Source organism: Chryseobacterium sp. CY350 (assembly GCF_027945075.1).
Lineage (GTDB): Bacteria > Bacteroidota > Bacteroidia > Flavobacteriales > Weeksellaceae > Chryseobacterium.
Window position 1 is genome coordinate 3988278 of record NZ_CP116034.1, and the last position, 24999, is coordinate 4013276.

The window sequence follows — 24999 nt, forward strand, 5'->3', positions numbered from 1 at the left end:
TTTTTCAGAAAAGAATTATATTCGCTAAAATCTAAAACCAAATCAATGCTTCGATTTCTATTGATCTTTTCTTTATTATTTTCCGGTTTGTTTTATTCCCAAAGCAAATTAAATTTAATTCCATTTCCGCAGAAAGTTGAATATCTGAAAGGCGAATTTGTCTTTCCGGAAGTATTAATTTTAGATGAAAATCTGCCAAAACAGGAAACCGAATATTTAAAGAAGAAACTAAAAGGAAATTTTAAATTTCAGAATTCCGGTAAGTCGGAATCTCATTTGATGTATATTTTATTGCAGGAATCTGCAAATTCGGAACAAAATAAGGAGTTTTATACGCTTGAAATTTCTCCAAAACAAATTTTAATTAAATCTTACACCAAACAAGGCTATTTTTTAGCAGTTCAAACGCTGATTCAGTTATTTGAAGAATTTGGTAACAATAAAAAGATACCGTCATTAAAAATTGAAGATCAGCCTAAATTTTCATGGCGCGGAATGCATCTTGATGTTTGCCGTCATTTTTTCACAGTAGACGAAGTAAAACAGTACATCGATTATCTGGCCATGTACAAATTGAATACTTTTCACTGGCATTTGACGGACGATCAGGGTTGGAGAATTGAGATTAAAAAATATCCTAAACTAACCCAAATCGGTTCAAAACGTAAAGAATCAATGATTGGAGCTTACGTTGATAATAAATTTGACGGAAAACCTTACGGACCTTATTTTTATACTCAAGAACAAATAAAAGGAGTGGTAAAATATGCTCAGGATCGGCATATCACAGTAGTTCCGGAAATTGAAATGCCGGGCCACGCTTTGGCGGCTTTGTCTGCTTATCCCGAATTGGCGTGTACAAAAGGACCTTTCGAGCCAGCAACAAAATGGGGAGTTTTTGATGATGTTTTTTGTCCGAAAGAGGAAACTTTTACCTTTTTAGAAAATGTTTTGGATGAAGTGATGACACTTTTTCCGTCACAATATATTCACATCGGTGGTGACGAATGTCCCAAGACAAGATGGAAGGAATGCGCTCATTGTCAGGATTTAATCAGAAAAAATAATTTAAAGGATGAACATGGTCTGCAAAGCTATTTTATTCACAGAATTGAAAAATATGTAAATTCTAAAGGACGAAAAATCATCGGCTGGGATGAGATTTTAGAAGGTGGATTAGCTCCAAACGCAGCTGTGATGAGCTGGACTGGCGTAAATGGCGGAATTGAAGCCGCAAAATCAAAACATTTTGCAGTAATGACTCCCGGTTCGTATTGCTATTTTGATCATTATCAGGGAGATCCTGCAACAGAACCTAATGCGTTTGGCGGTTTTACACCGTTGGATAAAGTCTACTCATACAATCCGATTCCGGGTGAATTAAATGAGGAACAGGCACAATATATTTTGGGAGTTCAGGCAAATTTGTGGACAGAATATATACTTGATTTTAAACAGGTTCAGTATATGATTTTCCCAAGATTATTTGCGCTGTCAGAAGTCGGTTGGGGAACTTCAGAACCCAAAAATTATAAAGAATTTGAAAGCAGAGTAATTAATGAGTTCAAAGTTTTAGATAGATTAAACGTGAACTATGCCAAAAGTATTTATAACGTTTCCGGAAAAGTAATTCCTGATAAAAACGGAGCTTCTTATGAACTTTCAACTTCACAAAATCCAGACGGAATACGATATACTTTAGATGGAACAGAACCTGCAATGAATTCTCAAATCTATCAAAATCCGATTCCGGTTTCAAAATCAATGACCATAAAATCGGCTTATTTTGAAAACAGACAATTAAAAAGTGCCGTTTCTTCTCAACAATTTACAACTTCAAAAACTACAGGGAAAAGTATCAGTTTAGAGCAGCAACCCAGTGAAAACTATTCCTTTGGCGGTGCTTTTACTTTAGTTGACGGGATCGTTGGAAATGTAAAACAGTTGGGAAAAACTTGGCTCGGTTTTCAGGGAAAAGATGTTGTTGCAACGATTGATTTAGGCGAAAAAACGAAATTCTCAGAAGTATATTTTAATACTTTAGAAAATAAAGGAAGCTGGATCCATCTTGCAAAATCTGCGCAGATTTTTATTTCTGATGACAATAAAAATTTTAAATTGATCAAAGAAATCGGGAAAGAAGAAATTCAGAATGCAAAAGGTAAAATAAAAATAAATGTAGGAAATCAAAGTGCAAAATACATCAAAGTAAAAATAGAAAACGCTGGAATTATTCCCGCAGGAAATCCCGGTGCAGACTCTAAGGCGTGGCTCTTTGTTGATGAAATTGGTGCGCTTTAATTCAAATTAAATATTTAAAATTTATTATTACATTTAAATTAGCTTCAACTGACAGATATGAATTCAAGAAGAAAATTTTTAAAAACTACAGGAATATTATCTTCCGCTTTATTGCTGAATCCTTTAGATTTAATTGCTAAAGAAATTCCTGAAAATGATAATACGTTGGTCAATAAGCCAATTGTGCTTTCAACCTGGAATTTTGGTTTAAAAGCCAACGAAGAAGCCTGGAAGATTTTAAGTAAAAACGGAAGAGCTTTGGATGCAGTCGAAAAAGGCGTTCGTCTGGTAGAAAATGACCCCACAGAAAGAAGTGTTGGTTATGGAGGCCGTCCAGACAGAGATGGTAGAGTGACTTTGGATGCCTGTATTATGGATGAAAATTATAACATCGGATCGGTTGCAGCTTTAGAAAATATTAAAAATCCTATTTCTGTTGCAAGAGCAGTGATGGAAAAAACACCACACGTCATGTTGGTCGGTAGCGGAGCGTTACAATTTGCAGTTTCACAGGGTTTTAAGAAAGAAAATATTCTTACGGCAGAATCTGAAAAAGAATGGAAAGATTGGTTAAAAGACAGCAAATATCAGCCGATTGTTAATATTGAAAATCACGATACCATCGGAATGATTGCGTTGGATGCGCAGGGAAATCTCTCAGGAGCATGTACAACCAGCGGAATGGCTTTCAAAATGCATGGAAGAGTAGGAGATTCTCCAATCATTGGTGCGGGTTTATTCGTTGATAATGAGGTTGGTGCAGCGACGGCGACTGGTCACGGAGAAGAAGTCATCAGAACAGTAGGAACGCATTTGGTAGTTGAACTGATGAGACAGGGGAGAAATCCGCAACAGGCTTGTAAAGAAGCGGTTGAGAGAATTGTAAAGATTACCAAAAAAAGAAATAAAAATTTAAAAGATATTCAGGTCGGTTTTATTGCTTTAAATAAAAAAGGAGAATACGGTTCGTATTGTATTCAGGACGGATTTAGTTTTGCGGTGTATGACCAAAAAGGAAATCGTCTTGAAAAACCAGATTTTGCTTTGAAATAAGATTTAAAAAATTGATATAATAAGATAAATGTTTTTAGAAATAGCCACTTTTGACATCACTTCCGCCGAAATAGCCTTAAATTCTGTTGCCGATAGAATTGAATTCTGTGCCGACATCAACGCTGGTGGAATCACGCCCGATCTCGAAGAACTGAGATATTTAAAAGAAAAATATTCGAAACCGATTCATGTGATGATCCGTCCGGTCGGCGGAGGTTTTCTTTATTCAGATTCAGAATTTATGCAGATGCAGAGAGATATTGTTGAATTTTCAAAAGCTAAGGCAGACGGTTTTGTTTTTGGGATTTTAGACGAAAATCAGGAAATCGATTATGAAAAGAACCGACTTTTAGTTGATTTGGCAAACGGCAAAACCTGCGTTTTTCACCGGGCTATCGACAGAACTAAAGATATTTTTGATTCGACAGAAAAATTAATCGACTTAGGTTTTAAAGAAATCCTGACTTCCGCCGGCGAAAATTCAGCAATGGAAGGAAAAGAGAACTTGAAGAAGCTTGTTCAAAAGTATTCTGATGACATCAAAATCCTGATTGGTGGTGGAGTTCGTTCCAATAATATTTCGGAACTGAAAAATGCAACCAATGGGAAATATTTTCATTCTTCGGCGGTTTTATCATATGAATCGTTTGCCAATGCAGAAGAAATTAAAAGATTGAAAGTTAATTTGTAAGATAGATGTAAAATTAGTAGTTGAAAAGCTTTAGAAGAAGTTTTAACGCAAAGATTTATTTTCAACATGGAGGTGCCGCTTTAGAAGTCCACAAAACAATAGGAGTCGGCTTACTCGAAATTGTCTACGAAGTTACTCTGGCTTATGAATTAAAAGAGCTTGGATTTAAAGTTAAAAATCAATCAATACTTCCTTTAAAATATAAAAATGAAATAATTGATAATGCTTACAGAAAAGATTTGATAGTCGAAGATAAAGTAATTATTGAGATAGAATCAGTTTTAGAATTACATCCAGTATTTATTCGCAGGTTTTGACTTATTTAAAATTAACCACTATCAAATTAGGTCTATTGATCAATTTTAATGCACTATTAATTAAGGACGGAATTCACAGAATTGTAAACAAATTATAGATGAGTAAAATTTTCCTTTTTGCTTTCATTTTTATCCAAAATCTAATTTTTTCTCAAAATTCGGAACGCAATTTATCGTCTGAAAAATGGCAGTTTAAAAATTCGAAAGATAATGAGTGGCTTTCTGCCACAGTTCCGGGAACTGTTCATTTAGATTTGATGAACAATAAAATTATTCCCGATCCTTATAAAGATGAAAACGAAAAGAAAGTTCAGTGGATTGAAAATGAAGATTGGGATTATCAGACATCATTTATCGTTTCAGAAAACGAATTAAAAAATCAGAATATTGATCTAATTTTTAACGGATTAGATACGTTTTCCGAAATTTATCTCAACGGAAAACTGTTGAAGAAGACAGATAATATGTTCAGGAAATGGGAAATTCCGGTAAAGGCAAATTTAAAAGCCGGAGAAAATATTTTGCAGATCAAATTCAGATCTGCGGTGAATATCGGAAAAGAACTGGCAAAAAAAGTTCCTTTTACCATGCCCGAATCACCACGAAGTTTTGTGCGAAAAGCGCAGTATCAGTTTGGTTGGGATTGGGGACCAAGATTGGTAACCGCAGGAATCTGGAAGGATGTTAAGTTGAATTTCTGGAATAATGCCAAGCTTAAAAATGTCAAAATCGAGCAGAAAAATATATCGGAACAACTTGCAAACTTAATTTTCTACACAGAAGTTTTTGTTGAAAAAGAAGGGAAATATCATGTGGGCATTAACAGTAATTTCAAAGATTATAATTTAACAAAAGGCAAAAATGTAATAGAAATTCCGTTTGATATTAAATATCCAAAATTATGGCAACCTAATGGTTTTGGAGCAGCTTATACGTATCAATTTGCAGTTTCTATTTTTCAGAATGATACAATTCTTGATCAGAAACTTCTTGAAACTGGTCTGCGAACTGTAGAATTAATTCAGGAAAAAGACGAGAAAGGAAAATCTTTCTATTTTAAGGTCAATGGAAATCCTATGTATGCAAAAGGAACCAATTGGATTCCCGGTGATAGTTTTTCGCCAAGAATGACCAAAGAAAAGTATCAGAAACTCATCAAAGACTGCAAAGATGCCAATATGAATATGATTCGCGTTTGGGGTGGTGGAATTTATGAAGACGATGAGTTTTATAAAGCCTGCGACGAAAACGGAATTTTGGTGTGGCAGGATTTTATGTTTGCCGGCAGTTTTTATCCGTCAGACGACGATTTTTTAAATAATGTGAGAGAAGAGGTCAAAGATCAGGTCAACCGACTTCAAAATCATCCGTCGATTGCTTTGTGGTGTGGAAATAATGAAATTGATGAAGCTATCGTCAATTGGGGTTATCAGAAACAATTTAACTATACAAAAGACGATTCTTTACAGGTTTGGAAAGATTATAAGAAGCTTTTTCATGCCGTAATTCCGGATGCTTTAGAGAAAAATTTAACTTCAGAAAAAAACATTTACTGGCCAACTTCACCATCAATTGGTTGGGGTCACAAAGAAAGTTTAACGGAGGGCGATTCTCATTATTGGGGTGTTTGGTGGGGCGAATTTCCTTTTGAAATCTACAATGAAAAAGTTCCGAGATTTGCTTCTGAATACGGTTTTCAGGGAATGCCGAGTTTAGAAACAGTAAAATCAATGTTTTCACAAAACCCTGATTTAAGTTTAGAAAATTCTGTCATTAAAGCTCATGAAAAAAATGCCCGCGGTTTTCATATTATTGATGAATACATGAAGCGTGATTATATTGTTCCGGTAGATTTTGTGAAATATAATTATGTTTCTCAGTTGCTTCAAGCACGCGGAATGCAGATTGCGATTGAAGCGCATCGTCGTGCAAAACCTTACAATATGGGAACCTTATATTGGCAACTCAACGATTGCTGGCCGGTAATTTCTTGGTCTTCAATTGATTATCTGGGAAATTGGAAGGCTTTACATTATCAGGTGAAACGAAGTTTTGAAAACCAGGTGATTTTAACGGAAGAAAAAGACGGAGATTTGAACTTTTTTGCCGTTAATGACGGAATAGAAAACTTTGAAGATGTGTCTGTTAATATTCAGGTTGTAAGGTTTGACGGTAAAATATTAAAAGAAATTTCAACCGTTCCCGTTGGAAAAAAATTAGAAGAAATTGTACAATTTGACCCGATTAAAATTGAAAGTTTAACCCATGATTCGGATAAAAATGAAGTTTTTTTGAAATTAACTTTAAAAGATAAAAATGAAAATAGTATTGCCGAAAACCATCATTTCTTTTCCAAACCGAAAGATTTAAAACTCGCAAAACCAAACATTAAAGTCAGAAAAGTGTCGTCAACAGAAATCGAAATTTCTACCGATCTTTTGGCAAAAGATGTTTATTTAATGGGCGAAAAACATTTCAGTGATAACTTTTTTGATCTGCTACCGAAAACTTCAAAAAGAATTAAGCTTTCAAAACCTTCAGAAAATGTGGAAGTGATGAGTTTGTGGGATACAATGAAATAAATAAAATATTGCAGTTCTCTTCAGAAACAATTAATTTTACATTTTAATTTTCCCTTTGCAGTACGCTCAGATTATTTTACCATTAAATTTAAAAGGAACTTTCACTTACAAAGTACCCGAAGAACTGGATTCTAAAATTACAGAAGGAATGCGTGTTTTAGTGCCTTTTGGAGGAAAAAAAATCTATACCGGAATTGTTTTTGAATTGCACGATTTAGCTCCCGAAGATTTTGTAGCAAAAGAGGTGATCAGCATTTTAGACGATTATCCTATCTTGCCGTCTGAGCAGATAAAATTCTGGAACTGGCTTTCAAATTATTATCTATGTAATTTGGGTGAAATCTACCGTTTTGCTTTCCCTTCTTCTTTAAAGCTTGAAAGTGAAACCTATTTAAAACTGAAACCAAATGCCGTCATTCAGTTTGAAAATCTGGATGTTAACGAAATGTATCTCATTCAGGCTCTCGAAGTGCGTCAGCTCATAAATCTAACTGATATTGAGGCATTTATTCCGAAAAAAGAAATTATTAAAACCATCAATTCTCTTATTGATTTGCAATATATTGAGATTGATGAAAAAGTTGCCGAAAAATATAAAGCCAAAGAAGTCGCATATGTAAAAGTAAAAGATGAGGTTTTGGCAAATCAAAATCTTACAGAGATTCTTTTGCAACTGAACAGAGCCAAAAAACAGAAAGAACTTTTTCTGAATATCATTGAAAAGCAGACCGAAAATCCTGATTTACACCTCAGAAAATCTGATTTATTTGAAGACGGATATTTTGGAAGTTCTCATTTTAAAGCTTTGGCAGATAAAAATCTGATTGTAGAATATTATCTTCAAAAAGACAGAATAGAAAGTTACGAAGGCGAAATTGAAGAAATAGAAGAGCTTTCTGAAGCACAAAAAGAAGCACGAGCAGAGGTTGATGAAGCTTTTGAAGAAAAGAAAAATGTTCTTCTTCATGGCGTGACTTCATCGGGCAAAACACATATTTATTTAGAGAAAATTGATGAATGTGTGACTGAAGGAAAAAATGTTTTGTTTTTGCTTCCCGAAATTTCCTTAACCAAACAAATCACGCAAAGATTAGAAAAAAAATACGGTAGACAACTTGGCTTTTATCATCAAAAACTCACTGATTTTGAAAAAGTTGAGGTATGGAGAAGAATAAAAAATAATGATATTAAAATTCTCATTGCGACCAGAAATGCGCTTTTTTTACCTTATCAGAATTTAGGGTTGATTGTCGTAGATGAAGAGCATGATTCTGCGTACAGACCTCGGGAGGTTTCTCCATTTTTTAATGCTAAAGATGCAGCTTTGGTTTTGGCGGGATTTTATGATGCAAGAGTTATTTTAGGCTCTGCCACGCCTTCTGTGGAAAGTTATTATTTGGCCAGAAAGGAAAAATTACAATACGTCTTCTTAAATGAAAGATTCGGTAATGTAAAATTGCCGGAATTTGAATTGATTAATTTCAAAGAAGCTCAGGATTCTAAAAAAGTTTCCGGTAATTTTTCTTTGCAGTTAATTGATGAAATTAAGAAAACTTTAGACGAAAAAAATCAGACTATCATTCTTCACAACCGTCGCGGTTATGCAAGTGTCATAGAATGTGAGACTTGTGGTTACGTCAATTACTGTTCAAACTGTGATGTTGTATTGACTTATCATAAAGCCGCCAACGAAATGAAATGTCATTACTGTGGCCAGAGAGCTTCGAAACCAAAAGCCTGCCCCAAGTGTCATTCTGAAAATTTAAATGAAAGAGGAGTTGGAGTAGAACAGATTCATGAAGAAATTTCGAAGATTTTTCCCGAAAATGAAGTCGATAGGATGGATGTAGATTCGATGCGGAAAAAATTTGCCTACGAAAAATTATACGAGAAAATAGAAGACCGCGAAACTGATATCGTAGTTGGTACACAGATGATTTCTAAAGGTTTAGACTTTGATCATATCGAATTGGTTGCAATACCAAAGGCTGATTCTATGTTGTACGTTCAGGATTTCAGAGCAGAAGAACGTGCTTATCAATTGATCACTCAGGTTTCAGGAAGAGCTGGAAGGGTTTCCGGACAAGGTAAAATTTTAATTCAGACTTACAATCCGGATCATTCTGTTTTTCAGTTGATTAAAATGAATAATGTGGCAAAAATTTATAAATATTTTCTCACCGAACGACAGAAATTTCATTATCCGCCTTTCACCAAATTAATCATGATTGAATTAAAGCATATTAAGGATGATAAAGTCAATCGCGCTTCCCAGTTTTTAGGCTCAATTTTAAGGAAATATCTTCCGGAAGATTGCATTTTGGGTCCTGAAAGAGCGCAGATTGCAAGACTTAATAATTTGTATCAGTTTCAAATTTTGCTGAAGCTTCCGCGTGGTAAAAATTATGATAAATATAAAAGTCTCGTATTATTGAGTCTTAAAGAATTTGGTGAAATCACTGCGTATCAAAGCATTAAAAAGGAGGTTTTTGTAGATTTTTAACAATTTTTAACAAACTTTATGCACATTTATTAACCTTTTGTAGGCTCGGTTCTAACAATAATATCTAAATTTGAACGTTCATTATGTGTTTGGATTGCGTCTAATTGGTTTAACTTATCATATTTTATGCCATCCAAAATATAATAAAAAGAAAAATTGATGATAAATTACAGAAAGTATATTTCAGGTATGACGGTTTTGGCTACTGGTTTTTTCCTTGCTCAATCTACCGTATCTACAGTTCTTTATTCTCCTAATTTTGACAGTCAGACAAAAAACTTGAATTTACCATCGCCTGTAGCGGCGATTGAGAAAGCTTTTTTGTCACCTAAAGAACTTGTAGATGTAAGTGTAAACACAATGATGGCAGATCCCGTGCTGAAAAATGCAACCTGGGGATTTGTAGTTTACGATCCGAAAACGAAGAAAATTATCTCTTCGTATAACGAAAATACTCCACTTGTTCCTGCTTCAACGACAAAACTTTTGACCACAGAAACAGCTTTGAATCTGTTGGGTGAAAATTACCGTTGGATGACACAGCTCGAATATTCTGGAGAAGTTGACGAAAATGGAGTGTTGAACGGTAATCTTTACCTTGTAGGAAGCGGCGATCCGTCGTTGGGAACCAACAAAGCAGGAGCTTGGTCTTACAAAGAGATCGTTTCAGACTTCGTAAGTGGTATGTCTCGTGAGGGAATCAAAAAGGTAAATGGTGATATTATTATTCAGACAGCGCTTTTCAAAGGTAACATTTCGAGACTTCCGGAAAATGTTGTTTGGCTAGAAAACAATAATTACTATCTGCCGGTTGGTACTACCAGAGAAATTAATCCCGCAAACGAGAAATTGATTGTGAAGAAAGGAAACACTTTAGCCTCAGATAAAAAATATTTTTATGTGTCACCTTATGCCAATCAAATGGTTTATGCTGAAAAATATGAGGGTGAAGGTATTTTAACAACTAAACTTCCGGATGCTCCGGCCTTTTTAGCAAACACTTTCAGAGCAACCTTAGTGAAAAGTGGAGTAGGCGTTACAGGAAAAGTGACTCCACGAACAACAGATGGAACTCCGGAAGTCAGAAAAATGATTTCTGTTTACAAGTCACCAACGTTATCAGACATTATTTATTACACCAACCAGCGAAGTGATAATGGTTTGGCCGAAGCTTTACTTAAGACCGTTGGTTTTCAGAAAAAAGGCGATCAGACTTCAGAATCTGGAAGAATTGTGGTCAACGAGCATTTAAAAGATGTAGCATTTGATATAGAAGGTTTAAACTATATGGATGGAAGCGGTTTGTCAAGAAGCAACCATGTTACACCTATTTCTCAGGTTAAGTTTTTGACTTCGTTAATGAATCAGAAATACTACAAAACTTATTTCGATTCTTTACCAATTGGGGGACAGTCTGGCACTCTGAAAGGTATGTTTAAAACCGACGGAAACGGACAGATTTTTGCAAAAACAGGAACATTAAATAAAGTAAAAGCTTTGGCTGGCTACATTAAAACAAATACAGGAAGAACATTGGTTTTCTCGCTGCTTGTAAATAATTACGCCGGTTCTGTAGCTCAGGTGAAAAGCAAAATGGAGAAAATCCTGCAGCCTGCTTTAGATCTCTAGAATTTTAAAATTGCTATATAAACCTTTTAATCTCAGATTGAAAGGTTTTTTTATCTTTAACGTCAACTTATTGATAACGGATTTGTTTTGTATTTAAATTAAAACCAATGTGTTAAGACAATCGTATATTTAGTAATATGAAAAAAAATTATCTTTTTATTTTTAGCATTTTAATATCTCAAATCTTTTTTGCTCAGGAAAATCTTGAGAAGAAGGGTTTGATGGCTAAAGAAATGAAGTCTTTTACTTCAAAAATGAATGTCGGAAATACAAATCCGAATACTTTAAACTACGATCTTCAATATCAAAGGATGGATGTAAGCATCAATCCGTCGGTGGCTCAGATATCGGGTTCTGTAACTTCTCATTTTAAGCCTACACAGGCAATGAGCAGTATTTATTTTGATCTGAGTAATCAACTTACAGTTTCTCAGGTTACTTTCCATGGTCAGCCTCTTGCTTTTCAGCAGTTGGCTACAAAAGAAGTGAAAATTAACTTTACATCTTCTGTTCCTGCCAATGTCTTAGATTCTTTGACGATACAGTATAGCGGTGTTCCACCAACGACAAACAATGCTTTCTTTACCAATATTCAGGGTGGAAATCCGGTTCTTTCTACTTTAAATGAACCTTACGGCGCACAAGATTGGTTTCCTACGAAGCAAAGTTTAAATGATAAGATCGATCGGTTCGATATTAAAGTGACTACGCCATCTCAATATAGTGTAGCTTCAAACGGCAGATTGATGAGCGAAACAATTTTAGGAAGCGGACAAAAAGTAACGTTCTGGAGAACCCAATATCCTACAGCAGCGTATTTGGTAGCTTTGTCAATTACAAATTTTGTTAAACTTAATGACACGATTGGTAATCCGCCATTTCCTTTTGTGAACTATATCTATCCGTCCACATCAACAAATACGGCAAGTATGACTAATATTGAGTGGACGAAAACAGTTATGAATACATTTGAAACATATTTCGGTCCGTATCCTTTCAGAAATGAGAAATACGGTCATATGGAATTCACAGCAGGCGGCGGGATGGAACATCAGACGATGTCTTCTATGGGAGCGTGGAGCAAACAGCTTGTTGCGCATGAGCTGGCGCATCAATGGTTTGGAGATAAAGTGACCTGCGGAGCATGGAATGATATTTGGCTAAATGAAGGTTTTGCGACATTTGGAGAACATGTTGCCAACGAAAAATTATTGATGACCAATACTCAGTTTTTAAGCTATCTTTTAGATCAGAAAAATTTTATTACCAATGCTAATGGTGGAAGTGTATATGTTTCCGATGCAAATTTAGGTAATATAGGAACTATTTTTGACGGCAGATTAACCTACGCAAAGGGTGGATATGTTGTAAGAATGATCAAATGGATTTTAGGTGAAACCGTTTTTTATCAGGCTCTTAAAGATTATCATGCAAGACCGAATTTGGCATATAACTATGTGAAAACTTCAGATTTCAACACATCTTTATTACAATCAACGGGAAAAGATTTTACAGGTTTTTTCGCAGATTGGATCTACGGTCAAGGTCAGCCAACTTATGATATTCGTTGGAAGCAGGCCGGGAACGCCCTTACTTTCAAAGCTTCGCAAACGCAGAGTCACTCATCGGTAAGTTTTTTCGATATGCCTTTGCCTATAAAAGTTAACGGAACTGGCGGTCAGGTTGCTTATTTTGCTCTTGATAATACCTCAAACAATCAGTACTTTACAGAAACAGTAGCATTTCCGGTTGCGAGTGTAGAATTTAATTACGAATACCACATTTTGGAGAAAAACTCTACAGTGATACAAGATAATACTTTGAGCACTGCAGAAATCAAACTTTCAGAATTTACAATTTATCCAAATCCCGCAAAAGATGAATTATTTGTTTCAGGTTTAAAAAGACCTACAGATTTTTCAATATATACGGCCGACGGCAGATTGGTTAGAAAAGGAATTACCGACAAAAAGATTGATATTTCTTTATTATCTAAAGGAGTTTATTTGATCAACATTGGAAATACTAATTTTAAATTTGTAAAAGAGTAAATTCACCAGTTTCAAAAAATAATATAAAAATAGTAAAGCCTTCAATGTGAAGGCTTTGTCATTTTAAGTATAATTCCATAGTATAAGGAATGACTTCTCTTTTGTATATCTAAATTTAATTAAAAAATTATCACATCACATAATAATATAATGTTGGGGAAAAAGAAGATACTTTCCAGCCTTTTTGTTAAATTAGCAAACCTAAAATATTATTATAATGATCTCTGAAAAGTATCTTGAAAATCTACAGAACGAACTGACAAATATTGAAAACGACGGTCTTTTTAAAAAAGAAAGAATCATCACGTCGCAGCAAAGTGCAGAAATAGAAGCCAATGGAAAAAGGCTGCTGAATTTTTGTGCCAACAATTATCTCGGACTTTCGAATCATCCTGAAGTGATGAAAGCTTCTCAAGATATGATTGAATCTCATGGTTACGGGATGTCTTCGGTACGTTTTATCTGCGGAACTCAGGATATTCACAAACAATTAGAAGAGAAAATTGCTAAGTTCTTAGGCCTTGAAGACACCATTTTGTACGCAGCTTGTTTTGATGCAAACGGAGGAGTTTTCGAACCTTTATTTACAGATGAAGATGCGATTATTTCTGATGAGCTGAATCACGCTTCGATTATTGATGGAGTTCGTCTTTGTAAAGCGGCAAGATACCGTTATAAAAACAATAATATGGAAGATCTTGAAGCGCAGTTAATTGCCGCTTCAGAGAAAAATCACAGATTCAAAATCATCGTTACCGACGGCGTTTTCTCGATGGATGGAATTGTTGCAGACTTGAAAGGAGTTTGCGATCTGGCAGATAAATATGATGCTTTGGTCATGGTAGACGATTCTCACGCAACAGGTTTTATAGGAAAAACAGGTCGTGGTACGCACGAGGCAAACGAAGTGATGGGTAGAGTAGATATTATTACTTCAACTCTTGGAAAGGCTTTGGGTGGTGCTTTAGGAGGATTTACTTCGGGTAAAAAAGAAATCATTGATATGCTGAGACAGCGTTCTCGTCCGTATTTATTTTCAAACTCATTAGCTCCCGGAATTGTTGGGGCAGCTTTGAAAGTAATAGACATGATTTCTGATGATACAACACTTAGAGATCAGGTGATGGAAAATGCAGAATATTTCAGAAAAGAAATGAAAGCTAAAGGTTTTGATATTCCTGAAGGTGATGCGGCGATTGTTCCTGTGATGCTGTACGATGCAAAATTGGCTCAGAAAATGGCTGAAAAGTTGATGGATGAAGGCATTTATGTGATAGGATTCTTCTACCCGGTTGTTCCTAAGGAAAAAGCGAGAATCAGAGTACAGCTTTCTGCAGCTCACACAAGAGAACATTTGGACAAAGCAATTGCCGGTTTTGAAAAAGTAGGGAAAGAATTGGGAGTGATTTCTTAGAAGATAAAACTCATAAAATATAATCGATTCTACAATTGTAGAATAAAAACAGAATTTCTATATTTACAGAAATTCTGTTTTTTTTATGATGAAAAATATTGTACTTACACTGCTCTCAATTTTTGTTTTTGTTTCCTGCAAAACAAAGGAAATTAATCAATACAAAAAATTCCCGGATAAAAGCCAAAAACGACATGGCAATTGGCGGGAAGAATATTCTTCAGATCAGGGAACTCTTATTGCGCTTGGTAAATATAAAAACGGAGAAAAAGTAGGAGTCTGGAAAACAACTTTTGAAGATAAACTGTATCAAAAAGATAAAATCAGAAAAAATTTAACGAAGACTAAATTGTATCATTCGAATGGTAAAATAATGGAGAAAGGTCAGTCTAGATTAGATATTTCTGACGTTCAGAGACATTGGTATTATTTCGGTGACTGGACATACTATGATGAAAACGGAAAGTTGAAGTATGTAAAAAAATATTCCGACGGCAAAAAAGTCGACAGTATTTCTTTTCTAAGGTGATTTTTTTAAAACTGAAATTACTTTGTTCCCGAATGTGGAATTTTGTTATTTTTAGGATATTATTTTTTGAATCAATCTATGAAAAAATTTCTACTTCTGATTTTTATTTGCCTTTTGTCAAGTCCGTTTTCTGCACAGTCTGAAGAGTATAAATCAATCATTTCGGTAAGTTCATTTTCTCCGTTTCGTGATCAGCGATATAATGTCGGCTATATGCGAAAGGTATCAGAGAGATGGTGGATTGGTACTGAAGTAGCTTATGGAGCTAACGGAATGACTCCAATAAATATTGGTAATTTCGAGGGTAAAAACAGGATTTTTGAGATCAGGCCTGAAGTATTTTACAGCTTGGCACCACAATCAAGGTTAAAACATTTTGTCTCAGCAGAAGCATTTTATCTAAATCAGATCGGAAAAGGTGTTACAGGGAATTACTATGACAGAAATGAGGATTACTATTCTTTCAGTTCATCAGATTATAAGAGAATAAAGTACGGTCTCAATATTAACTACAGTATCTTGCTTCATAAAGAGACATCATGGTTTGGTTTTATGCCCAAAATCGGTTTTGGATTGCGGCATAGGGATATTTCTTACACGAATACGATTGATAAAATACCTGCCGATCCTCCGATAGATGGTTTACCTTTTGACTATCACTTAAATCGCGAAGGTTCAGATCTGCTTTTTAATTTTAATATTGACATGAAACTGATTTTTAAATTTTAAAATCATTCAATTATTGTTATTTAGTCATCATTTCCTCACATTAAATTCACTTTTTTTCTGAAATAAACTATCTTTGCACACAAATTTTTAAGATGCTGTATACCATCATCAAGGCGTTGCATATTATTTTTATGGTCAGTTATTTTGCGGGAATATTTTATCTCGTGAGAATTTTTGTGTACTATAAAGATACCGACGATTTTGCAGAAGAAAAAAAGAAAATTCTTAGAGAACAATATATCTTCATGGCACGCAGATTATGGAATATCATCACGGTTCCCGCAGGTGTCATTATGGCGGTTTGTGGTCTTATCATGATTATTTTGAATACCGGCTTAATGAAAATGCCGTGGTTTCATCTTAAACTAACTTTTCTGGTTGGTTTGGCGGTCTTCCACTATTGGGCTTGGCGAAAACTTAATGTAATTAAGAATCTAAACGGTGACACGCTTTCTACTTCTAATGTGAAACTGAGACAGATCAACGAGATTGCAACATTCATATTATTTCTTGTTGTCTTTACAGTCATTCTTAAATCTTCTGTCATTGAATATTGGTGGCAATTAATCACCGGCTTTTTCATTCTTGTATTTTTAATTATGATGACGGTGAAACTAGTGAATAAGAGTAAAAAAAATAAATAAAATTATCAGTTAAGAGTGATGGAACCGCAAGTTCAATCATTGCTCGTAACGTATAATTTATAACCCATAACTAAAAAACATGATTGCAATTTTTAAAAAAGAACTTTGGAGTTACTTTGGAAACTGGAGCGCATGGATGATTATTGCGGCTTTCAGTCTGATAATGACTCTGTTTCTCTTTTTCTTCGAGAACGATTCTAATATTTTTGATATTGGGCTGGCTTCTTTACAAAGCTATTTCGTTTTGGTTCCGTGGTTGTTGATGTTTATAATTCCGGCACTGTCGATGAAAACATTTGCAGAAGAACAGCAAACCGGAACATTGAACTGGCTTTTTTCTCAGCCTTTAAAGGTTTCAGAATTGGTTTTTGGTAAATTTCTCTCAGTTTGGGTAGTTGGAATTTTGTGTCTCATTCCTTCACTCATTTATCTCTATACCGTTTACGTTTTGGGAGTTCCGGAAGGAAATATCGATTTAGGAATGACATTCGGAAGTTATTTCGGATTAATTATTCTGATCGCAGCATTTGCGGGAGTTGGAATTTTAGCTTCTTCGCTATCTCAAAATCAGATCATGGCTTATTTGCTTGGAATTTTTATGTGTTTCATCATGTATTTCGGTATTGAGCAGTTGGCGAGTTACAAATTGTTGGGCGGAGCAGATTTCATCTTGCAGAATATCGGTTTTTATCAGCATTTTTTAGGCTTTACGAGAGGTTTGATTGATTTTAAAGATGTAGCCTATTTTGTGTTTGTCATCGGTCTTACGTTGGCATTGTCTAATCATTTTATCACTAAAAAGAAGTAAAAACATGAAGAAGATATCCTTAAAATCTCCATTTGGCATTTTACTGTTTGTAATTTTACCTTTAAGCATCATTTTGATGTTTTCCGGAATTCGGTTAGATTTAACTAAAGAAAAAAGATACACACTTTCTGAGAGCACAATTAAAGTTTTAGAATCGATCAAAAAACCTGTAACGGTAGATGTTTATCTTGAAGGAGATTTCCCGGCAAGCTTCAAGCAGTTGCAGAGTGAGACAAGATTTATGTTGGAGGAATTCAGAAAGATCAATCCGAAAATTGATTTTAAATTTATTGATCCCATTAAAACAAAAATGTCTCAGGATACTTTGATGGCTATGGGAATGCAGCCTTCTATTCTTCCGGACAATAAAGATGGGAAAATTACCCAGATTTACCTTTTTCCATATGCGGTCGTAAAGCAGGGGCGAAACGGCGCGTCGATTCCTTTGGTTGTACAGCAGGCTAATATTAATGCGGATGACCAACTGAGAAAATCAATTGAAAATTTAGAATATAATTTAGTTTCAAATATTAAATCGGTTGCAACTAATAAAAGAAAAAAAGTCGGCATTTTAGTCAATCAGGATGAGTTGAGGCCCGAAGAATTTCAGGGCTTTATGAATCTCGCTTTAGAAAGTTATGATGCAGGTCCCGTAATCCCGAAAAATAATGTGGAACTGACTTTAGCCGATCTACCGCTTCTGAAGCAAATGAGTGCTTTGGTCATTGCAAAACCTAGAAAAGCATTTACAGATGGCGAAAAAGTAATTTTAGATCAATACATCATGAACGGCGGAAAAACCCTTTGGATGATTGATGCCGTAAACGCTGAAATGGATACGCTAACGAGGTCTAAAAAAGTAATGCCATTTCCTGTTGATATCAATATGACCGATTTTTTCTTCAATTATGGCTTAAGAATAAATCCGGCATTGGTAAAAGATGTGAAAAAATTTGCTTTACTTAAATTGGTTACAGGCGAGGTAGGAGGGAATCCTCAATACACAAGTCTTCCGTGGCCGTATTTTCCTTTGGGAATTGCTGAAAACAACAATCCGATTACTAAAAATATAAATCCTGTAAAATTTGAATTTCCAACGTCCATCGATACTTTGGGAGGAAAAAAATTCAAAACAAAGGTTCTTTTTGAATCTAGTGAAAGAACATTGCTAAAACAGGTTCCAAATTATGTCGAACTGAGCGAAATCGCAAGTGTCGACAGCCTCGGACAAATGGAAAAACCAAGCACACCGAAGATTTTTGCAGTTGCTCTTGAAGGAAAGTTTTCTTCTGCATATGCATCAAGAATCGAAAGACAATCATATCCGGGATTTAAAGCAACAAGTCCGGAAAATAAAATGATTGTGATCGCAGATGGTGATGTTGGCAGAAATAAAACGCACAAAGGTGAGCCTTTACCTCTTGGTGTTGACCGCCTTACTGATGAACAGTTTGGAAACGAGCAGTTTTTGAGAAATGCTTTAGATTACCTTCTTGACGACAGCAATCTGATGGAACTCAGAAACCGAAACATCGAAGAACGACTTCTGGATCGTCACAGAATCAGTGAAGAAAAAGCAAACTGGCAATGGTTTAATTTGCTACTTCCTTTAGTGATAATTGGTCTTTTAGGAGGATTATTCTTCTATTTAAGGAAAAAGAAATTCGGATAAAAAAATACGATCCGTCTCAACAGTGAGACGGATCGTATTTTTTAAAAACTTAGCTTAAATTTCTTATTATAATTTAACTGAAAGAGAAATTGCTGTCAAAATTTTTTCTTGTTTTCGTTTCTAAATTAATAACATCAAACCTTCTGATCTCAGTGAATGATCCCATATCGCTGTCACTGTTGATAAGAATGGCTCCTGCGAGAATTACATATTTGCAGTTGTAATTTGTCTTTTCTACCAATTCGTTAATGCGTTTATCTATAGCTTCGTAAATAACTTCTGTAGCTTCGAAAAGTGGTGCCTCCGCATCAAGTACTCTTTCTTTATTATGAAAAAGAATCTGTTCCAGCGTATTCATCTGATAATCAATTTCACTGATGTTACCTTCCACAATCTGGTTGCTGCTCAGTTTTGCCAAAGCACCTTTTGCCGCACCACAACAGCCACTGTTTTTACTTTGTCCGAGACGGTGAATTTCGCCGATTGTTCCGTTTTTAGTAATGCCAATATGTGGACCGTAATAGATAAAAACTGCGCCGTCATCGGGGACATGGCTTGCAAAAGCTGCCATACCTGTAAGACCCGTAAAAGGAAAACCATCTAAACCACCCATTTTAAATGGTCCTAAAAACTCCTGTGTTCTTGCAGGATATTGAATGCTGTTTACATCATCACTGCAAAGACTGTCTGCAAGCATCACCTTTTGTGGTTCCAGATCAAGCTCATTTTCCACAAAATCGATTAGTGTATTCACACTGTCAATCGTTGTAATGGCATTTGGATACCATTTTCTAATGATTTCTAATTTTTCTCTTTTTTTCATTTGTATTAAATTTAAAGTATAATATTATTTTTCGGTTGTAAAGCAGGCGGCAAATCGGTCTCACCCAGCATCTCTCTCATATCTATTTCTATTGTGCGGCTCATTTGTGAAATAGGAACGTCATTGGCGCTTCCCTCGAACGGATTTTCGGTACTTTCTCCCACTTGCTCCAGTGAAGTGTAAACCCATGAAATCAAAACACTGAACGGGATAACAAGCCACACCATATGGCCTTTCATTATTCCTTCAATGCTGTCATTCAGCTTATCAAATTCGTTAAGCATACCGAAAGGCAGCAGAATACAGAATAATTTGATGAAAAATGAATTGATAGAAGCAAACTGTCTTGGATAAGGAAAGTTCTTGATGCGCTCACTTTTCCCCTGATGGTCATAAAATTCTTTTACCATTCTGTGCATTTCTACAAATTGATGGCTGTCTATATCTTTATTGACAAAAATTTCTTTTATTGTTTTTGATTGTAAACTCAGCAGTTGCGCCGCCTTGTTCTTTGTAGACAAAATATATTTCAATTCATCGGGCGAAATATATTTTTCCAGTTCAGATTCTATACTTTTTTCTCTTTCCGGTATGTCATAAAACGCCTGATATTCTTTATTATAAGTTTTAGATGACGTTTCCCATGCTCTGCTGTCTCTCATCGCATATCGTAATGCAGTGAGCCAAGCAAAATGACGGTACACCAACTCTTTTGTGACCTCAGAATTATCAATAAAATCTCTGCTCATTGTACCAAATGTGCGGCTGCTGTTGAGAATCGCGCCCCAAATTTGTCTCGCTTCCCAAGTTCGGTTATAAGTCTGCGTATTTTTGAACCCTACAATAAATGCAGTTGCAGTTCCTAGCAGAGACACAACTGTCCACGGTATGGCGATCCAGGTAAAGCCCGCCAATTGATATAAGAGAACTGGTACAATGCTGATGATTAATGTGATGTAAATATTTCTCCTTGTCCAAAGAAGAAATTCTGAAATTTTATACGATTTTCCTGAATGCATTTTATAATTTTTTTTGTTTGTGTTAAATTTTATGAATGTCGGTTTGACCTTAAATACAAAAGTCAGAACTGATTACTGATTTTCATAGTTTTTGAGCTCTAATATTATGAATCGGATTTACTGGAAAACTTGCTGATTAAAATACCTACCAGAACTACTGAGTAAAACTGTCCGGCAATACCAAATAATGATGCAATGAGTTTTGTATTATAAGAATTGGGAGTAATATCGCCAAAACCAATGCTTGTAAGCGTGATAGAACTGAAATAAACCAAATCTATATAAGTCTTGGCAGGACTTGAAAAATCAATTCCCTTGAAAGATTGTGCATTTTGATAAACAAAAAATTGGAATAGGAATGTGCTGATCTCAATTAATAAAAAATAACCGCACGCCGACGCAGAGATAATGTCTTTGTTTATATAGCCTGGCTTAATTAGAAATTTAAAAATCTCCCAAAAGATGAATAAAAAGAAAATAACGTACCCAATATTGAGAAAAGCAAAATATGTAGGGTTTTTTCCCCAGAATGTAAGACCCAGCGGTAAAAGAAGTACAAGCAGAAAAAGAAACTGTTGCATGAGGTTTTTCCAGCGGCCTTTTTCTATAAAAACACAAACACTTGCAGTGCCTAAAATAAGCATGTTTACAGGCCAGATTATCTTGGTATAAAAAGACAGATCATTTAAAAAGATTCCGATAAAAAGATGTTGAATAAGTGCTAAAAGCAATAATTCGTACTTTTTATCTTGCAGATACTTTCTGAATTTCATCATTTATTTTGATATAAAAGTTGTGTTTTCTCTGAGCTTTCCAGTCTGTGAATATTAAAGATTATCAATTAAAAAGTAGTGGATAAAACCAAAAACGGCAGAGCCAAGTTCATAGATCACTTGAACCTTTAGTTTTTTCTATCGTTTTTATTTTGCGAAAAATAATTGTGAGTTGCTTATAAAAAATATTGACAAGAAAAACAGATGTTAAAATATCCAAATCTCTATACGTTTATAAAAATAAACTGAAAAAAAATCTGTTGGATGTGTCTGATTCAATTGATGAGTAAAGCAAAAAGGATAGAGCCTGGGAAAAATAATTTTTAAAATCATGGTGTGTGTTTTTTGTTTGGAATCAATTAAAAAAACATCATCCATTTTAGTTTGCTAATTTATTAAAAAAACTTAGTTCACAAAATTCTTTTTTTAGTAAAGATTTGCATCACTTTTCAATAACTCGCTGTGTATGACATAAAAAAAATAAAAAAATTTAACTTCTTATCCTATGTTAATGATTCAAATCATAAATTTTCCCGAGTTTTGCAATAATTAAAAAACAAAAACAGTATTTTTGCCCGAATAGAGCAGAACTTAATCAATAATAATATTAAATTTTAAAAAAATGAAAAAAATCAGTGTAATCGCTTTAGCAGCTATGGGTCTTTTATTGGCTTCATGTGGAGATAAAAAAACAGAAGCTACAGCTGCAGGTCAGGAGCAAACCGTTGCTAAAAAAAAAGGTGATGTATTAGCGGTAGATGTTGCAGCATCAAAAGTAGAATGGAAGGCTTTCCACAAAGGTGGTATGGCTCCACGTTGGGGAACTCTTGCGATCACTTCTGGCGAATTATCTGTTGCTGACAACCAGTTGGCTTCCGGTGAATTTGTTATTGATATGAAATCAATCAAAGTGAATCCTGCTTCTGTAACAGAAAAAGATAAAAAATATACAGATCTTGAAGGACATTTGAAAAATGAAGATTTCTTCAATGTTGAAAAATTCCCGACAGCTGATTTTAAAATCACTAAAGTAGAAGATTTGGCAACTGCTGGAGCTGATGCGGTGGCGGGAGCAAACAAAACGGTAAGCGGAAATCTTACTTTGATGGGTAAAACAATGAATGTTACTTTCCCGGCTAAAGTTGATGTAACAGATAAATCAGCTAATGTTGCTGCTAAATTTACAGTAAACCGTGCAGATTGGGGAATTAAATTCGGAACTTCTGAGGCAGATCCTGCAGAATGGATGATCAGCAAAGACATCGAAATTGCTATTGATGTGAAAGCTGCACAAAAATAATTTTTTCTTAAAATATTTGAAAAGACATCCGCATTTTTGTGGATGTCTTTTTTTTATAACAAAAATTTAATTATTTAAAAATTGAGATCTTTCTTCAGTGAAACGCTTGGTCTGACTTAAATGCATCTAGTAAATAAAAAAAACTTTGTGAACTTTACGTTTAAATAAAGCAACCAAAATTTAATGAGAAGTGAAAAATTCCAGCATCATATTTAATGAATCAGCGGAATGCATTTTCTCGCCATTTTCAAGTGATTCCTTCGCTGCATTTGCAGCTCTCATGCACATTTTTGTTTCATAATCTGAAATTGCTTCCTGTAAAGAATTGTATTCATCAGAAGTCAGAACTTCACTCAACTCCAAGGCGTCAAGCATCGCCATATTTGCGCCTTCTCCTGCGAATGGCGGCATTACATGAGCTGCATCACCAATAATGGTAAGGTTCGGAAGAGTTTTCCATGTCTGATCCAACGGAGCGCAATAGATAGGACGAGGAATAAGTGGAGTAGCTGCTTTCTCAAATAATTCATCCCAGAAAATGCTCCATTCTGAATATTCTTTTTTAAACCAATCGAGAACTTCTGTGCGATCTGAGAAATCAATTCCGCTTTCTTTTGACCACTTTTCATGAGTTTTAAAACTTACATAAAATCCGAGATCGCCACCACCTTTTTGTCCCAGCAGAATATTTCTTTCGTTTCCAAAAGCCATAATTTTTCCTCCTTTGAGCAATGAATGCATTTGAGGAAATGCTTTTTCGGAATTATAAACGTTGCCTTCCAACATCGTAATTCCAGAATAAAAAGGCTTAAAATCTGTCAGGTAAGAACGAATTTTTGAATTGGCACCATCAGAACCAATGACCAAATCTGCATAAACAGACAAACCATCTTTAAAATGTAGTATCCAACCTTCATTTTGTGGTTCCATAGAAACAAAATGACTATTCCAAACAACAGTTTCGGGCTCTAAAGAATCTAATAATATTTTTCTTAATACGCCGCGATCAATCTCAGGACGAAAATGTTCGTTTCCGAAATCTTCCTCAATATTGCTTTCGTGATCACTGAAAAAGATTTCTGCCTGATCGTTTAAGATGAGCGTTTTATCTGCACCCGGCATAAAATTATTCTTAAACTCGGTCAGTAAATCAGCTTTTATTAAAGCTGCCAATCCCGATTCTTCGTGCATATCGAGAGGTGCGCCTTGTACGCGTGCATCTTTGTTGATGTCTCTTTCGTACACTTTTACATCGGCTCCTTTAAGCTGTAAAAGTCTTGCTAAAGTTAATCCACCGGGACCGCCTCCGATAATTGCGATTTTTTTATTGTTGATTTGCATTTTCTTTATTGTTTTGAATGATGCAAATTTATTCTGTCTTGAAAGAGGATAATAGTATAAATCGGTCGTTTTTATTTTTAAATAATTCTTTGGGCACTGCTCCGGAATATTTTTTCATTTCTTTAATGAAATGAGTCTGGTCTGCAAAATTAAGTTCAGGGAAAAGTTTTCCCTTTGCAATATGTTCTAATGATGTTCTGAAACGTAAAATGCTGCAAAATGATTTTAACGAAATTCCAAATTGCTGATTAAAATAGCGGTTGATCTGTCGGCTGCTCCAACCCACATTTTCTGAAAGTTCTTTTACTGTAACAGAACCGTGAGTATTATAAATAAGATCAAATAATTTCTTTTTTCGCGGATCAATTTCTTTGATAAGAAGAGATTTTATTTTCTCTGATGCCTTTTTGCAAAAATCATCAAAATTATTAAGGTCTTCAGATTTAAAATTCCAGAAATCAGCAGATAATATTTTTCCTTTATCTACAATATCGGAAATGGTTTCATGAAAAATATATTCAACTGCGAGTAGCTTAAAACTGACCGCAAATCTCAGACTTTTGGCAGGAATAATTCCTTCTTCATGATGCTGCGTTCCCAAACCGAGAAGCACAATCCTAAAAGGTTCGTTTTCTGATTTTATCAAAAACAAATCAATGCGGCCATCTGGTAATCCGATTGTTTCTTTGCCATTTTCCGAACGATTGTGCAACACCCAAAAACTTTCCACAAAGTCTGAAATAGACTCGTTGGGTTTTATATTTTTGTAATAAATATCGGTGTTCATATTTTTTTTCTGAAATGAAATCAAATCTAATGA

The 24999-nt window shown here is 34.9% G+C and carries 19 protein-coding genes and 1 pseudogene; 15 read left to right on the forward strand and 5 right to left on the reverse strand.

Annotated features, from left to right (window positions below; all coding sequences use genetic code 11):
- Positions 1–45: 45 nt before the first annotated feature.
- The 14 genes and pseudogenes from PGH12_RS18565 to gldG all read left to right on the forward strand — a co-directional run bounded on the left by PGH12_RS18565 (position 46) and on the right by gldG (position 18923).
- Positions 46–2301, forward strand: coding sequence for a glycoside hydrolase family 20 protein (locus PGH12_RS18565; protein ID WP_267598121.1), 2256 nt, complete (start codon positions 46–48; stop codon positions 2299–2301).
- A gap of 57 nt (positions 2302–2358) precedes the next feature.
- Positions 2359–3354, forward strand: a complete 996-nt coding sequence (locus PGH12_RS18570; RefSeq protein ID WP_267598120.1) for an isoaspartyl peptidase/L-asparaginase family protein — start codon at positions 2359–2361, stop codon at positions 3352–3354.
- 28 nt (positions 3355–3382) lie between these two features.
- A complete protein-coding gene (locus PGH12_RS18575) occupies positions 3383–4045 on the forward strand; it encodes a copper homeostasis protein CutC (protein WP_267598119.1) in 663 nt (220 codons plus the stop codon).
- A 20-nt stretch (positions 4046–4065) separates the two neighbouring features.
- Positions 4066–4460, forward strand: a pseudogene (locus tag PGH12_RS18580) (GxxExxY protein).
- Positions 4461–6944, forward strand: a complete 2484-nt coding sequence (locus tag PGH12_RS18585) for a beta-mannosidase (RefSeq protein ID WP_267598118.1) — start codon at positions 4461–4463, stop codon at positions 6942–6944.
- 55 nt (positions 6945–6999) lie between these two features.
- A complete protein-coding gene (gene priA / locus PGH12_RS18590; RefSeq protein ID WP_267598117.1) occupies positions 7000–9447 on the forward strand; it encodes a replication restart helicase PriA in 2448 nt (815 codons plus the stop codon).
- A gap of 159 nt (positions 9448–9606) precedes the next feature.
- Positions 9607–11076 (forward strand): D-alanyl-D-alanine carboxypeptidase/D-alanyl-D-alanine endopeptidase, encoded by a 1470-nt coding sequence (gene dacB, locus PGH12_RS18595; RefSeq protein ID WP_267598116.1) that lies wholly within the window; start codon positions 9607–9609, stop codon positions 11074–11076.
- Between the two features lie 137 nt (positions 11077–11213).
- Positions 11214–13127 carry a M1 family aminopeptidase gene (locus PGH12_RS18600; protein ID WP_267598115.1) on the forward strand — a complete coding sequence of 638 codons (1914 nt, stop codon included), beginning with the start codon at positions 11214–11216 and terminating at the stop codon, positions 13125–13127.
- 217 nt (positions 13128–13344) lie between these two features.
- On the forward strand, positions 13345–14541 hold the full coding sequence (gene kbl, locus PGH12_RS18605) for a glycine C-acetyltransferase (protein ID WP_267598111.1): 1197 nt from the start codon (positions 13345–13347) through the stop codon (positions 14539–14541).
- Between the two features lie 85 nt (positions 14542–14626).
- A complete protein-coding gene (locus tag PGH12_RS18610) occupies positions 14627–15070 on the forward strand; it encodes a toxin-antitoxin system YwqK family antitoxin (protein WP_267598109.1) in 444 nt (147 codons plus the stop codon).
- 78 nt (positions 15071–15148) lie between these two features.
- Positions 15149–15799, forward strand: a complete 651-nt coding sequence (locus tag PGH12_RS18615; RefSeq protein ID WP_267598108.1) for a hypothetical protein — start codon at positions 15149–15151, stop codon at positions 15797–15799.
- A gap of 92 nt (positions 15800–15891) precedes the next feature.
- A complete protein-coding gene (locus PGH12_RS18620; RefSeq protein WP_267598106.1) occupies positions 15892–16443 on the forward strand; it encodes a CopD family protein in 552 nt (183 codons plus the stop codon).
- A gap of 79 nt (positions 16444–16522) precedes the next feature.
- Positions 16523–17251 carry an ABC transporter permease subunit gene (locus PGH12_RS18625; protein WP_267598105.1) on the forward strand — a complete coding sequence of 243 codons (729 nt, stop codon included), beginning with the start codon at positions 16523–16525 and terminating at the stop codon, positions 17249–17251.
- A gap of 4 nt (positions 17252–17255) precedes the next feature.
- Positions 17256–18923 (forward strand): gliding motility-associated ABC transporter substrate-binding protein GldG, encoded by a 1668-nt coding sequence (gene gldG / locus PGH12_RS18630; RefSeq protein WP_267598104.1) that lies wholly within the window; start codon positions 17256–17258, stop codon positions 18921–18923.
- Positions 18924–18996: 73 nt separating this feature from the next.
- Here the strand turns inward: gldG and PGH12_RS18635 are convergent, their stop codons facing one another.
- The 3 genes from PGH12_RS18635 to PGH12_RS18645 form a co-directional block, all read right to left on the reverse strand.
- Complete coding sequence (locus PGH12_RS18635; protein ID WP_267598103.1) at positions 18997–19746, reverse strand: LCIB family protein; 750 nt, start codon at positions 19744–19746, stop codon at positions 18997–18999.
- A gap of 11 nt (positions 19747–19757) precedes the next feature.
- Positions 19758–20765 (reverse strand): bestrophin family protein, encoded by a 1008-nt coding sequence (locus tag PGH12_RS18640; protein WP_267598102.1) that lies wholly within the window; start codon positions 20763–20765, stop codon positions 19758–19760.
- A 104-nt stretch (positions 20766–20869) separates the two neighbouring features.
- Positions 20870–21541: a potassium channel family protein gene (locus PGH12_RS18645; RefSeq protein ID WP_267598101.1), complete on the reverse strand. Its 672-nt coding sequence runs from the start codon at positions 21539–21541 to the stop codon at positions 20870–20872.
- A gap of 619 nt (positions 21542–22160) precedes the next feature.
- Here PGH12_RS18645 and PGH12_RS18650 point away from each other — a divergent pair.
- Positions 22161–22838: a YceI family protein gene (locus tag PGH12_RS18650; protein ID WP_267598100.1), complete on the forward strand. Its 678-nt coding sequence runs from the start codon at positions 22161–22163 to the stop codon at positions 22836–22838.
- Between the two features lie 180 nt (positions 22839–23018).
- Here the strand turns inward: PGH12_RS18650 and PGH12_RS18655 are convergent, their stop codons facing one another.
- Both PGH12_RS18655 and PGH12_RS18660 read right to left on the reverse strand, forming a co-directional pair.
- On the reverse strand, positions 23019–24179 hold the full coding sequence (locus PGH12_RS18655) for an FAD-dependent oxidoreductase (protein ID WP_267598099.1): 1161 nt from the start codon (positions 24177–24179) through the stop codon (positions 23019–23021).
- Between the two features lie 28 nt (positions 24180–24207).
- Positions 24208–24966, reverse strand: a complete 759-nt coding sequence (locus PGH12_RS18660) for a helix-turn-helix domain-containing protein (protein WP_267598098.1) — start codon at positions 24964–24966, stop codon at positions 24208–24210.
- Between the last annotated feature and the right edge of the window lie 33 nt (positions 24967–24999).

Bases quoted from the DNA above. Each gene is read 5' to 3' on its own strand.
- PGH12_RS18565 (WP_267598121.1), top strand. From the start codon at position 46: ATGCTTCGATTTCTATTGATCTTTTCTTTATTATTTTCCGGTTTGTTT.
- PGH12_RS18570 (WP_267598120.1), top strand. From the start codon at position 2,359: ATGAATTCAAGAAGAAAATTTTTAAAAACTACAGGAATATTATCTTCC.
- PGH12_RS18575 (WP_267598119.1), top strand. From the start codon at position 3,383: ATGTTTTTAGAAATAGCCACTTTTGACATCACTTCCGCCGAAATAGCC.
- PGH12_RS18585 (WP_267598118.1), top strand. From the start codon at position 4,461: ATGAGTAAAATTTTCCTTTTTGCTTTCATTTTTATCCAAAATCTAATT.
- dacB (WP_267598116.1), top strand. From the start codon at position 9,607: ATGATAAATTACAGAAAGTATATTTCAGGTATGACGGTTTTGGCTACT.
- PGH12_RS18600 (WP_267598115.1), top strand. From the start codon at position 11,214: ATGAAAAAAAATTATCTTTTTATTTTTAGCATTTTAATATCTCAAATC.
- kbl (WP_267598111.1), top strand. From the start codon at position 13,345: ATGATCTCTGAAAAGTATCTTGAAAATCTACAGAACGAACTGACAAAT.
- PGH12_RS18610 (WP_267598109.1), top strand. From the start codon at position 14,627: ATGATGAAAAATATTGTACTTACACTGCTCTCAATTTTTGTTTTTGTT.
- PGH12_RS18615 (WP_267598108.1), top strand. From the start codon at position 15,149: ATGAAAAAATTTCTACTTCTGATTTTTATTTGCCTTTTGTCAAGTCCG.
- PGH12_RS18620 (WP_267598106.1), top strand. From the start codon at position 15,892: ATGCTGTATACCATCATCAAGGCGTTGCATATTATTTTTATGGTCAGT.
- PGH12_RS18625 (WP_267598105.1), top strand. From the start codon at position 16,523: ATGATTGCAATTTTTAAAAAAGAACTTTGGAGTTACTTTGGAAACTGG.
- gldG (WP_267598104.1), top strand. From the start codon at position 17,256: ATGAAGAAGATATCCTTAAAATCTCCATTTGGCATTTTACTGTTTGTA.
- PGH12_RS18635 (WP_267598103.1), bottom strand. From the start codon at position 19,746: ATGAAAAAAAGAGAAAAATTAGAAATCATTAGAAAATGGTATCCAAAT.
- PGH12_RS18640 (WP_267598102.1), bottom strand. From the start codon at position 20,765: ATGCATTCAGGAAAATCGTATAAAATTTCAGAATTTCTTCTTTGGACA.
- PGH12_RS18645 (WP_267598101.1), bottom strand. From the start codon at position 21,541: ATGATGAAATTCAGAAAGTATCTGCAAGATAAAAAGTACGAATTATTG.
- PGH12_RS18650 (WP_267598100.1), top strand. From the start codon at position 22,161: ATGAAAAAAATCAGTGTAATCGCTTTAGCAGCTATGGGTCTTTTATTG.
- PGH12_RS18655 (WP_267598099.1), bottom strand. From the start codon at position 24,179: ATGCAAATCAACAATAAAAAAATCGCAATTATCGGAGGCGGTCCCGGT.
- PGH12_RS18660 (WP_267598098.1), bottom strand. From the start codon at position 24,966: ATGAACACCGATATTTATTACAAAAATATAAAACCCAACGAGTCTATT.